Below are 12,228 nucleotides of genomic sequence, written 5' to 3' on the forward strand. Positions count from 1 at the left end.
AGTAATTACAAGATTGTTAAAGGGGGGAGGATAAACATGGAGAACCTAACATTTGGTCTTGAGTGGTATTTGAATCCAAACCATCTTCCATTTTTGATTGGAATGGAAAAGGGGTGGTTTTCAGAAGTCGATTTAAACGTTGAAATGATAGAGCCTAAGGAACACTTTGATGCGATTGATGAAATACATAATGGGACTATGGATATTGCTGTCACAGAACCTTTGCATTTAGTACAAGATAAGTTAAAAAGTATCGATGTTATTGGAATTACTAGATTTCTAGAATCTGACAGTGGCGTCATGTTTCTAAAAAACAATGGAATTACAAGACCTAAGGATATAATTGGGAAAAGGTTAACCTATCCAAGTGCACCTGGACCAACAGGACTAGCCTTTATGAAATCCCTGATTCTAGCAGATGGGGGGCATTGCGATGTTCACGATTTAATTCCGGTTAACAAAGGATTTTACCATACCGAGGCGTTAATTCATGATGAAGCAGATTTAGCTTTTTCAGTACAACAGCATCATGAAATCATTGAAGCGCGGGCACGCGGGTATAAACCGGGGTTCTTTTCATTAAAAGATTGGGGTCTTCCTGCTGGAGGGAGTTTAATTTTAATTACTTCACCCGCTGTTTTAAGCAGACGAAGTTATGAGATAAGCAGATTTTTGAAGGTATTGAGAAGAAGCAGTGATTTCATTCTAAATGAGCCAGATGAAGCAAAGAAGATTTACTATCAATTCACGAAAAAAAATCCTATGGATCAAGTGGAGGCAGCTATTTTAGACGCAACTTTAAGTTACTTCACCAAAGACTTCTCCATGCCATTCAATTATTTTGATCATTTACAAAGATGGCTTAAGGAGGTGAAGCTTACAGATGCTTCAGGAGATCCCGAGGAATATTGGACAAATGGATTGTTATTCGAAAATAGCAAAGGAGGAATTCATAATGAACATTAAAGACCAGGTTGTATTGGTTACAGGAGCAAGCAGAGGGTTAGGGGCAGAAATCGCCAAAGCATTTGGGCGTGAGGGTGCACGTGTTATTCTGAACTATTACCAAAGTGAAGAGAAAGCGAAAGAAGTCGTAGAGAAAATTGGAAGTGAAGCGATAGCGATTCAGGCCGACGTGCTTGATAGAGACCAGGTGGAAAATATGTTTGAAAAAGCAGAATCGCATTTTAACCATCCCGTTACAACGATTGTCAATAACGCATTGGTGAATTTTAAATTCGATTCAGTGAACAGGAAAGATGCCAAAAAAATTGACTGGGAAGATTATCAAGTCCAATTAGAAGGAAGCATCAAGGCTGCTTTACATACGACGCAAGTTGCCTATGAAGGAATGGCTACACTTCAGTTTGGCAGAATCATTAATATTGGTACCAATCTCGTGCAAGATCCTGTGGTCCCATATCATGATTATAATACAAGTAAGGCAGCGTTAATCGGATTTACAAGGAACATGGCAAGTGACCTTGGTGCGAATGGAATCACCGTTAATATGGTGTCAGGAGGGTTGTTACGAGTGACCGATGCAAGCTCACCCACGCCTCCTGAAGTATTTGATCTCATTAAGGAAGATACCCTGTTAAAGCAGGTCACAACTCCCGAGGAACTGGCCGATACAGTCTTGTTTTTCGCTTCACGGTGGAGTCGGGTGGTTACCGGTCAAAATCTCGTTGTTGATGGTGGACAAGTAATGAATTAAAAATATGACGTATCTTCGCCTTTGCCTGAATAGCTTTAGTACATGATGATGAACAGGTGAGTGCTGCTTCCAAGCAGAATCGATCAAATACATGAAAGGTATTGAAGAGCATTATTGGAAGACATTTTTGTCCGCCGCTAACTTCCCCAGATACTGGTCTTTTAACGTCTCGAGACCGACAAATCGCAAACTTTCGATCACTTGCTCTGATCTGTCCTTTTTCGGGAATTTATTTAGCGCACACAGCTGATAAACTTACACAAATGCACGGGTCTAAAGCTAAAATATAGGGAAAATTGATAACGTGAGTGGTGTAGTGTAAGAATGTACCCTTTGAAATACGCTATACTGACCAAAAGGATAGGATATGGTCATTGAATGAATGTGCTCAAAAAATCGATTAGCAAACAGAGCCTGAACTTTCAGAAATTAAATCCAGCATTTTGTATTAAGAGTTGACTTCTACTAAAGTTTTTGTTAAATTTGCAATTAATTATTTAATATCAGTTTTCTGCTAGGGGCGCCGTCCGGCTGAGAAAAGGAAATATCCTTTGTCCCTTGGAACCTGATCTGGTTAACACCAGCGGAGGGAAGTAGATTAGGCAAAAACTCAGTACGCCAATATTTTGCGGAAAATTTTGCTAATACTTCCTTCTACTAATCTTTAAAAGTTTAGAGGAGGATTTTTTTATGACATTTACTAATCAACTGAAAGAAGCAACAAGGGAAAGTTGGAAAAAAAGCCTGAATCACCCATTTGTACAGGGGATCGTCAATGGGGATTTACCACTGGAAGTATTTAAAAACTATATTTTGCAAGATATCTATTATTTAAAGCATTATGGAAAAGTCCATGCGATTGCCGCATCACAGGCGGATGATTTTAAACATACTGCCATTTTGGCTGACAAGGCAAGAGTTACAGCGCAAGCAGAATTAACTGTTCATCACGAACATGCAAAGATTTTAAACATTACAGAAGAAGATATGGCGAATTTTAAACCTGCTCCCACAGCCTATGCGTACACATCTCACTTATATAGAGCAGCCATGTCTGGGAATCTGGCACAGTCCGTGGCAGCGATGTTGCCTTGTTACTGGTTGTATGCAGATATTGGAAAAATAAACGAAAATGCAGCGCCGGAACCTGATATTTACCGAAATTGGATTAAAATGTACGCGAGTGATCAATTCCAGGATTCGACAAATGAAATGATTGATTTATTAAACACGCTTGTCGAAAACATGAATGAACAGGAAAAAGAGAAGGTAAAAGAACAATTCGTTATAGCCAAAGCGTACGAACTCCAATTTTGGGAAATGTCTTATACCTTTGAAACATGGCTGTCTGAAAGTGAACAAGGAGGAGAGGTTTCACAGTGACAAAGCATACGTTAACAATAAAAGAAGTCATGCTCATTGTCATTATCGCTATTTTATTTGGGGTGGTATATAAGATATGGGGACCTGTTTATACATTTGCAAATGCTATAGCCCCTTTTCTGGGCCAAATCGTATACCCCATGTGGTTCGTTGCAGGAGTAGTGGCGGCTTATATCATTCGAAAACCGGGCGTTGCGTTTTTAGCGGAATTCCTGGCTGCTTCTGGAGAGTTGCTGACCGGCAGTCAATTTGGTCTGTCCATGCTCTTTACCGGAGCGATGCAAGCGCTGGGGGCAGAGATAATCTTTTTGCTTTTTAGATATCGTCGGTGGGATTTTCTAGTATTGGCGATTGCTTCTATTTCTGCTTCTTTGGGGAGTATTTTTTCCAGTTATTTAATCTCAGGGCTTGGGGCCAATACTGGATTCATTCAAGTCATGACAATCAGTGTACGAATTGCGAGTTCCATTGTGGTCTGCGGTGCCTTTAGTAAATGGATAGCAGACAAACTTGTGGCAACGGGCAGTTTAAATAGTTATGAAATTGTGCTATCCACTCAAAAAGCGCGGTGGGAATTATGAGTGCTGTTTCATATGCTGGCTGCAGTGACCTTCATGTGCAGTATCCAGGAAGAGATAACCCAACGCTTTCAGGTATGCAGGTCCATATCCAGCAGGGGGAAAAGATATTATTGCTAGGCCCGAGTGGATCGGGGAAAAGCACACTGCTCCATGTACTGGCAGGTCTTATTCCCGACTTCATTCAAGCAATGATGAAAGGAGATATTTGGGGACCTGAACAGAAAGGGGTTCTGTTTCAAGACCCGGAAAGTCAGTTCTGTATGCTTACCGTGGATGAAGATATTGCCTTTAGTTTGGAGAATCAGCAGGTTCCTCCAGAGGATATGTCTGAAATGATTAATCGAGTGAAAAGACAAGCCGGAATTCATGATTTACCGGGAGATACGCCTATTCATACGTTATCTGGCGGAACAAGCCAGCGATTGGCTTTTGCAACGATTCTGGCATTAGAGCCTGAAATACTGTTCTTGGATGAGCCTACCGCTCAATTAGATCCTTCTGGTACATCAAACGTTATTGACATGCTGCGAAATTTGCCGGAATCTCAAACAGTCTTGATCATCGAACATAAGCTGGAAGGTATCATTGATTGGATGGACCGGGTTCTCTTGATCAATGACGACGGGGAATTGATTGCCGATGGCTCCCCCAAGCAGATTTATACGGAACAAATACATTTGATCGATAAATATGGTATATGGAAACCGAGACTGTGGCCTTATAGCCTGGAAGAGTTAGAAACACTTCCCGATACGATCAAACCTAGAGAAAGAAAAAAGACCTCAAACGCCATTATAGAGATGGAGCGAGGGAAACTTTCATTGAATCACTACACGGTGTGGGACCATGTGAATGTTTCCATCGAAACGGGCGAATGGGTTATGATTATGGGAGCAAATGGCTCTGGAAAGAGTTCATACTTACGTGCATTGATGGGTCTCCATCCTCTCCAGGAAGGTAGAATCCAATATAATTTTTCGGGAAGCAAGCTTGAAACACCAGTTAAAACCGAGATGCTTTCCAATCATATGGGCTTTGTCTTTCAAAATCCGGAGCATCAATTTGTAACGGATTCGGTGGAAGAAGAAATCGCCTTTGACGGTCAAGTGGAGCAATGGCCGGCAGAAGAGACGGCACAACGAGTGGAACAGCTTCTGGAAGAATTTCGACTGAAACATCTCCGAACGGCCAATCCCTATACGCTGTCAACCGGACAAAAACGTCGCCTCAGTGTGGCAAGCATGCTGCTGAAGCGACACGAAGTACTGTTGCTAGATGAACCAACATTCGGCCAGGATGCTAAAATGGCAAAAGAGTTACTGGATCAATTTGAACAACTATATAAAGAAGGGACCACGATTGTTATGACGACGCACGATGTAGAGCTCGCTTACACCTATGCGACCAAGTTAATCGTATTTGCAGATAATCAATTATTGTTTACAGGAGATCCAGAAGTGTTTTTCGCGCAGCAAACTCTCGTTCAACAGGCTCGTCTGCAATTACCCTTAAATATGGAATATAAAGCGTATCAGCAAAATAAGGCTACCGAACAGGCGGTATTTGTATGAGAAGCCTGGGGGAAAACAATCAGCATACAGAAGTGAATCCGTCAGGGAAACTAGTGCTTCATGTGCTGTTGATGGTCCTTATTTCAGTCGTTCGAGATCCTCTTACCACTTTTTTGCTGATGATGATTCCAGCTTTGCTCACATTCGTCTATGTACGGATGCCGATAAAACAACTGATTACTTTTATTGTGCTTCCATTTCTTCTATTGTCCTTATTAAGCTTTTGGGGAATCTTTGCTTTTGCAAAGGGGGAGGAAGTGTACTTTGCTTGGGGCTGGTTCCAATTCACGGAAGTAGGACTGCAAAATGGATTAACAATTGGATTCAGGACACTTGGGTATTTGTTTTACGGAGCGTTATTTATTCTGACTACTGATGTAACCAGTTTAGTGTTGAGTCTGATGCAGCAACTTCGCCTAAAACCAAAATGGGCTTATTCTATTTTGGCAGGTATTCGGTTTATCCCCATATTGAAAGACGATTTCACGCAAATACGTGCGGCTCACAAAGTGCGGGGGGTTCATCGCAGCGGAAAAAGGTTAGCCCAGGTTCGAATGCTTGCAGGTTACACTGTTCCCTTGCTTTCACAGGGGATACGCAAGTCAGAACGCGTTGCCATTGCGCTGGAAGCCCGAAACTTCGACGGATCTTGGAATCGAACGTTTTACAGACAAATCAGCTGGAGTAAATTGGATATCAAGTATGCGGCGATAATGCTCATTTCTGTCTTGATAATCGTAGTTATTGCCACATATCTTGGCTTTATTCGATGGGGACTTGTGAAGTAATTTCGAAACAAGTAACTATAATTTACCTATTTGCAAGGAAGGGATGGACAGTATTAAGGACGGGGTATGGGCGCAAGCGTCCTACCCTAGCTTCCCCAAACATAAAACCTATTAAAACAGGTCAGCCAGTACAATGACTGCCCATATAATACGATCGGGCGCAAGAGTTGAATAAGACACTTTTGTTTGAAGCAAGTGGGAAGAAGGGGCATGTGATGTTTAGCGTAAAGGTGAAAACCTTTACGATTGGAAATACAGAAATGCACTATGTTGTCTTTGTTTATCGATAATATGCTAAAAGTACAGGGTGTATTTTTGCAGTTGGAAGGATTATCTGCCAAAGATTTAGCACCACACCCCGTATTACAGGCATCGACAGTTTATATCAGTATCATGTCATATTCTTCCCTCAATTTTTCATTAAATCATTACATACAGTTAATATACACTTTACATTTAGGTGATATGGTTGATGTGTAATAGAAAGGAGGAGAAAAATGAATATACGTGCATTGTTTATTGATATGGATGGAACATTGCTGACGTCATCAAATGAGATTTCACAACGCAATGCGGAAACGATCAGCAGATTGACAAACCAGGGTGTTAAAGTTTTTCTGGCGACAGGGCGTCAATATGAGATTACAGCACCTTACCATAGTCTGCTTGGCTTGAAAGCACCGATGATCTGCCTGAATGGTGCTTCCATTCATGATGGATTCACGGGAAGGGTTGTCCGGAAGAATCCGGTTGTGCTGGATGAAGCGTACTTTCATCGTGTAACAAATGAAATCCCGTGCAATATCATTGTGCACACAACCGACGGCCTATACTGCAACAAGACGAGCGAGGAAGTTGATGAGTGGACTAGGGAAGGTAGGGTTCCGCCAAGGTATATCGGTGACTTACGGCATGCAGATTACCGGAACGTGCTGAAATACAGTGTCAGGACAGGCTACCATGGTTCGCATATGTCACATTTATTTAGTGATGCAGCGGATGTCATTGACTGGAAAGACGGGTTTGAGATAATTGCTCCCGGTGTTTCCAAATGGGCTGCCATTCGAGTGCTTATTAGAGCGTTTGGCATTAATCCGGAAGAAACAGCAGCCATCGGTGACGGCCCGAACGATATCCAAATGCTGCGTTATGCAGGAATCAGCGCTGCAATGGCGAATGCTGACCAAGAAGTGAAAGCGGCCGCAGATGTTACAACCGATCATCATGAACAGGATGGTCTGACTGAATTTATAGAAAAATACCTCGTTCAGTCATTTGCCATCTGAGGTGTGACGGAACTAAAAAATGATAAACGTGAAGAAATCGTTTAGCCAATGATGATCACTCCCATATAGGTGGTCCCCTTTGTAAAATCCCCGATCATTCTCCTCAAACCAAACCACATCGATCTGATCGTCATGATTTGAATTCTATATTGTTAATTATCATACGTTTGTCTGAAGGTAACGAGGAACTTATCAACTAGTACATATCGTTAGATGGAGCGTGGAGTGCGGGGAAACCTGCATGCTTCATGTGGAGCAGGTGGAAAGTTGGAGATGACGTCAATGGCTTATCTAATGCTCATTTTCGACGGAGTAAGTTGTGCCCCGTTAATGGCGTCGTCGGTCCAGATTGTTTAATAATAAGCCTATCTATTTCAGTCAAGCTTATTATGGTTTGTTGAATGAGTTTGAATAGGATATGGTCGTTGAATGTACTCAAAAAGTAAATCGATTAGCAAACAAGATCTGAATTTCAGGAATGATATCCAGCATATCCAGCATTTTTTATTAATTTACTGGTGAATGCCTTGCTAATCAGTACCGGGCTTACGCTGTTTCACCAGGTATAAATACTGTGTTGCGTGTTTTATGACGATAAGTATGGGATTTGCACTGTTTCCCCACCAGGTATGCGTAGAGTTATGACAAATAAAAAGAAATTAAATCAACTCCCGCCATAGTCACCAGCTATCCCAGAATAATGCCGTATACTAAATAAATTTAATAAAGCATACACGAGATCCCCATCTTTATAGGTGGGGATTATTTAATGCTTATAGTTCAATATCGTCTGTTTTACGGAAAATCACCAGCAACGCTGTATCTCGACAACTACACTAAAAACATGGAATAAATATTTGCTCTTATCAAGTATTTTAATAATTTTTTTACAATTAATTTATATGCACTTAATAAGCACATGATATCTTAAAATTACGGGAAACAGGAAGGAAGAAAAAAGGAGGTTAAAACAATGAAAAGAAAACGAAGAACAACGATTCTTATTCAAGGTGATCCAAGTTTGGCACGGAGTCTGGCAGAAATAATCACCACCAACTATGATTATCGGGAAATTGTTGCTCCTAGGTACGGATTAACAATGATGAAGATGCGTGAATCTGCAAAAAACTCACTATTTTATATAGGAGAAGTTCTTATAACGGAAACAAAAGCAGAAGTTAATCAGTGCATTGGTATAGGACTTATAACAGGTATGCAGGATGAATTATCTAAAGACTTGGCTATTATTGATGCAGCTTATAAAGCTAATCTCCCGGAAACAAAAGATTGGGAAGATCAATTAATCGCTGCCGAAGAACAAATAGAAAAACAAAAAGCACAAAAGCAGGCGGAAATTTTTGAAACAAAAGTTAATTTCGAAACGATGGATGTCTAGCTCATCAAAAAAATTACATGATCAGGAGAGATAGTATGGCAATGGTTCAAACACACGATTTACAACAGGTATATCGAAAGCTGCTACATAGCATGTCCAGACCAGGAACCATTTCGATTATGGAAGAGAATGTTCACCAATCAGACAATGGACTTCCTTGTAATCATGCCAGTTTTTTAACGATGATGACGCTGTTGGACGGAGAAGTGACATTTCACATTATATCGGAAAACCAAACAGATTTATATAACAAGATATCCGAATATACGTTAGCAAAACCTGCTCCCATCCAAGAGGCTGACTATATTATTGCATTACGAGACGTTTCTGAAAACAAGGTCATCCAAGCGATGGAGCAATGTAAAATCGGAAATTTAATTGATCCTCAACTATCTGCAACGTGGATTATTGAAAGTGAGACATTATCCAATAATGGAGAATTATTGTTAACCGGACCTGGCATCAAAGAAAAAGAGCAGCTTCATACAAGGTTTACTAAAAATATGTGGCAATCTCGAAATGAACAAACGAAGGAACATCCATTAGGAGTGGATGTTATTTTTACGGATGATATAGCACGAATTGCCTGTGTTCCCAGAACAACATCGTTATCATTTTCGGAGGTGAAATAATGGGGTATGTTGCGGTTAAAGGTGGCACAATGGCCATCGAAGCTTCGATTAAACGATTAACCTATGATCGCTTAAAGGGAGAAGAAATAATTGAAATTCAAACAATACTTTCCACAATGCGGTCGCTGGTCGATCAGGTAATGTCTGAAAGCAGCTTGTATTCACCATTTCTAGCAGCATTGGCTATTAAACAAGCAGAAGGAAGTATGGAAGAAGCAGTCTTCTTGATGCGCGCACATCGCTCAACATTACCGAGACTATATTACAGTCAGACTGTTCAGTCGGAATCGATGCTTGTCGAACGCCGGATATCTGCTAGCTTCAAAGATATTCCAGGAGGGCAGTTATTAGGTTCTACTAATGATTATACACATCGGCTATTAGACTTTAACTTGGCAAATGAAAGCCTAACGGAAAACAAAGAGTGGTTGCAAGATTATCGAGAATCATTACAAAACAACATGGAAGCCTCCGACTCGGTAACGTATTTTCCTAAAGTTGTCGATTATTTACGCAAAGAAAGTTTATTTGAAGAATATGAAGCAGACAACACGCCACCTGATGATATTACCAAGGAAAGTCTGCAATTCCCTGCTTCCAGAAGTGCAAGATTGCAAGTGTTAACGCGAGGGCAGACAGGAGCGGTAACAGCTTTAGGTTATGCATCTCTACGAGGGTATGGTCAGGTTCACCCTACTGTTGGGGAAGTACGGGTGGGTGATTTGCCAATTTACGTTGAACATCCAAACGAAGTTGAACAGGACGATGAAGATCAATTTTATATCGGGGATATCAAAGTTACGGAAGTGGAGTCATTTGTTCCGATAACAAAAAAGAATGAACACAACGAAGAGGAACTGGAATTTGAAATCGGATATGGCGTTTGTTACGGACAAAATGAAACAAAAACTATTGCAATGAGTATTCTGGATCAATGCTTGGAACACCCGGAATGGGAATATCCAACGCACGATGAAGAATTCGTTTTATTACACATTGACTCGGTTGAATCTACGGGCTTCATCTCCCATTTGAAGCTGCCGCATTACGTTACATTCCAATCGAAATTAGATAGCATACGTCAAATAAAGAAAGAGGCGAAAAAGGATGAAGACTAATACACACTTTGCATTTTTGGATGAAGGTTCTAAAAAAGAAATCCGTCGAACAATGTTAAAGGCTGTGGCAATTCCGGGGTATCAGGTTCCTTTTGCATCCAGGGAAATGCCGATCGCCCGTGGTTGGGGCACAGGTGGCCTGCAAATAACATTATCCATCATTGGCAAACAAGATGTATTAAAAGTTATCGATCAGGGAGCGGACGAATCTGTAAATGCCGTCAGTATCAAGAAATTAGTACAGGAAACGACAGGTGTAGAGGTGACGGATCAAACACAGGAAGCTTCTGTTATTCAGTCAAGACACCGTATTCCGGAAGTTGCTTTAACAAAAGAACAGATTCTCGTCTTACAGGTACCAGAACCTGAACCGCTCCGCAATGTGGAAGCGAGTGAATACGTAACAAAGCGGCTTCATTCAGAAGACGAATATAGCGGAGCATGGCTTATGTTGTTCGAACAAATTATGAAGTATAACAAGACGGCGACTGATGCCGATCATCCTGTATATGTAAATGATCGGTATGTCATGGCTCCAAGCCCGATTCCAAAATTTGATAATCCAAAAATGCATCAATCAGAGTCCTTAATACTTCTTGGCGCGGGAAGAGAGAAGAAAATATATGCCATCCCACCTTACACGGATGTGAAATCACTTGCCTTTGACGATTATCCATTTACCGTTGAATCATTTGAAGGAAACCATTGTCATTTATGTGGTGCTACGGATGTTTTTATGGATGAGTTAATCGATTCAACATCAGGAAAAACCGTCTATCAATGCAATGATACGAGCTACTGTGTAGCACGTTTGAATGAAAAGGAGAAGCTGGAGGTGGAAAGCAATCATGCATGAGGAACCGATATTACGAATTGACCATTTAAACAAAACATTTGGTGACGGATGTGCCCATTGTCAGCAATCCGAAACGTATGAGATGAAGATAAATTACTGTCCGTATTGCAGCACAACGTATGCATGTCAAGATATATCACTTGAATTGTATTCCGGAGAGATTCTTGGAATTGTCGGGGAAAGCGGCAGTGGAAAATCAACGATGATGCAATGTTTATATTTTGATATGGATGTAACGTCAGGTGGAGCGTATATAAAGGATACAGAAGTGGAAGAAGAAAATCTTTTCGAATTATCCTCCCAGAAGAAACGTTATGTTCGAAATTATAAATATGGAATGGTCTATCAAAATCCGGTTCACGGATTGAAAATGAACTTTTCATCTGTCGGAAATATCGCTGAAAAATTAATTGCAGCAGGCAACCGTAATGTTTCGGAAATGGAAGCGATCAGTAAGCGCTTGTTGGAAAGTGTGCATATCCCTCCTTATCGAATGAAACAGGAGCCGCGAAATTTTTCAGGTGGGATGCAGCAACGCGTGCAAATTGCGAAGGCTTTATCCAATAACCCTCCCGTTCTCTTCTTGGATGAAGTAACGACTGGTCTTGACTTATCTGTTCAAGCGAATGTGCTGGATTTAATTAAAAATATTCAGAGGGAATTGGGTATAAGTATGATTGTTGTCTCGCATGATTTGGCAGTAATTCGAATGCTGGCTGATCGAACAGTGGTCATGCTTGATGGAAAGGTTATTGAGGAGGGGCTAACAGATCAAATTCTGGAAGATCCCCAGCATGCTTATACGCAGCAATTAGTTTATTCATTACTATAGGAGCATTCCTGTAATGAAAAAATTTGATGTGAAATCGACGAAAACGCCAAATGCATAAAAAAGTCCCC

At 40.9% G+C, this 12,228-nt stretch carries 12 protein-coding genes and 1 riboswitch; all 12 genes read left to right on the plus strand.

Going from position 1 to position 12,228, the window contains the following annotated elements; translation table 11 throughout:
* Positions 1–36 precede the first annotated feature (36 nt).
* Positions 37–966 carry an ABC transporter substrate-binding protein gene (locus tag ABDZ72_RS02960; protein WP_343751054.1) on the plus strand — a complete coding sequence of 310 codons (930 nt, stop codon included), beginning with the start codon at positions 37–39 and terminating at the stop codon, positions 964–966.
* On the plus strand, positions 956–1,717 hold the full coding sequence (locus tag ABDZ72_RS02965; RefSeq protein ID WP_343751055.1) for a 3-oxoacyl-ACP reductase: 762 nt from the start codon (positions 956–958) through the stop codon (positions 1,715–1,717). Before ABDZ72_RS02960 ends, ABDZ72_RS02965 begins: the two co-directional genes overlap by 11 nt.
* 506 nt (positions 1,718–2,223) lie before the next feature.
* Positions 2,224–2,326: riboswitch (TPP riboswitch) on the plus strand.
* 81 nt (positions 2,327–2,407) lie between these two features.
* On the plus strand, positions 2,408–3,100 hold the full coding sequence (tenA, locus tag ABDZ72_RS02970; RefSeq protein WP_343751056.1) for a thiaminase II: 693 nt from the start codon (positions 2,408–2,410) through the stop codon (positions 3,098–3,100).
* A complete protein-coding gene (locus tag ABDZ72_RS02975; protein WP_343751057.1) occupies positions 3,097–3,681 on the plus strand; it encodes an ECF transporter S component in 585 nt (194 codons plus the stop codon). The genes tenA and ABDZ72_RS02975 overlap by 4 nt, the downstream gene beginning before the upstream one ends.
* Entirely contained in the window at positions 3,678–5,252 is a 1,575-nt protein-coding gene (locus tag ABDZ72_RS02980; RefSeq protein WP_343751058.1) for an ABC transporter ATP-binding protein, read from the plus strand. The genes ABDZ72_RS02975 and ABDZ72_RS02980 overlap by 4 nt, the downstream gene beginning before the upstream one ends.
* Positions 5,249–6,040, plus strand: coding sequence for an energy-coupling factor transporter transmembrane component T family protein (locus ABDZ72_RS02985; RefSeq protein ID WP_343751059.1), 792 nt, complete (start codon positions 5,249–5,251; stop codon positions 6,038–6,040). The genes ABDZ72_RS02980 and ABDZ72_RS02985 overlap by 4 nt, the downstream gene beginning before the upstream one ends.
* Before the next feature lie 497 nt (positions 6,041–6,537).
* Positions 6,538–7,326 (plus strand): HAD family hydrolase, encoded by a 789-nt coding sequence (locus tag ABDZ72_RS02990; RefSeq protein ID WP_343751060.1) that lies wholly within the window; start codon positions 6,538–6,540, stop codon positions 7,324–7,326.
* Between the two features lie 973 nt (positions 7,327–8,299).
* Complete coding sequence (phnG, locus tag ABDZ72_RS02995; protein ID WP_343751061.1) at positions 8,300–8,722, plus strand: phosphonate C-P lyase system protein PhnG; 423 nt, start codon at positions 8,300–8,302, stop codon at positions 8,720–8,722.
* A gap of 35 nt (positions 8,723–8,757) precedes the next feature.
* Positions 8,758–9,354, plus strand: a complete 597-nt coding sequence (phnH, locus tag ABDZ72_RS03000; protein WP_343751063.1) for a phosphonate C-P lyase system protein PhnH — start codon at positions 8,758–8,760, stop codon at positions 9,352–9,354.
* Complete coding sequence (locus ABDZ72_RS03005) at positions 9,354–10,472, plus strand: carbon-phosphorus lyase complex subunit PhnI (RefSeq protein ID WP_343751064.1); 1,119 nt, start codon at positions 9,354–9,356, stop codon at positions 10,470–10,472. Before phnH ends, ABDZ72_RS03005 begins: the two co-directional genes overlap by 1 nt.
* Positions 10,462–11,328, plus strand: coding sequence for an alpha-D-ribose 1-methylphosphonate 5-phosphate C-P-lyase PhnJ (locus ABDZ72_RS03010; protein ID WP_343751065.1), 867 nt, complete (start codon positions 10,462–10,464; stop codon positions 11,326–11,328). Before ABDZ72_RS03005 ends, ABDZ72_RS03010 begins: the two co-directional genes overlap by 11 nt.
* The gene (locus ABDZ72_RS03015) at positions 11,321–12,160 is read left to right on the plus strand and encodes an ATP-binding cassette domain-containing protein (protein ID WP_343751066.1); all 840 of its coding nucleotides are present in this window, start codon (positions 11,321–11,323) and stop codon (positions 12,158–12,160) included. The genes ABDZ72_RS03010 and ABDZ72_RS03015 overlap by 8 nt, the downstream gene beginning before the upstream one ends.
* The last annotated feature ends 68 nt before the right edge of the window (positions 12,161–12,228 follow it).

The organism is Lentibacillus halophilus (genome assembly GCF_039522485.1).
Lineage (GTDB): Bacteria > Bacillota > Bacilli > Bacillales > Amphibacillaceae > Lentibacillus > Lentibacillus halophilus.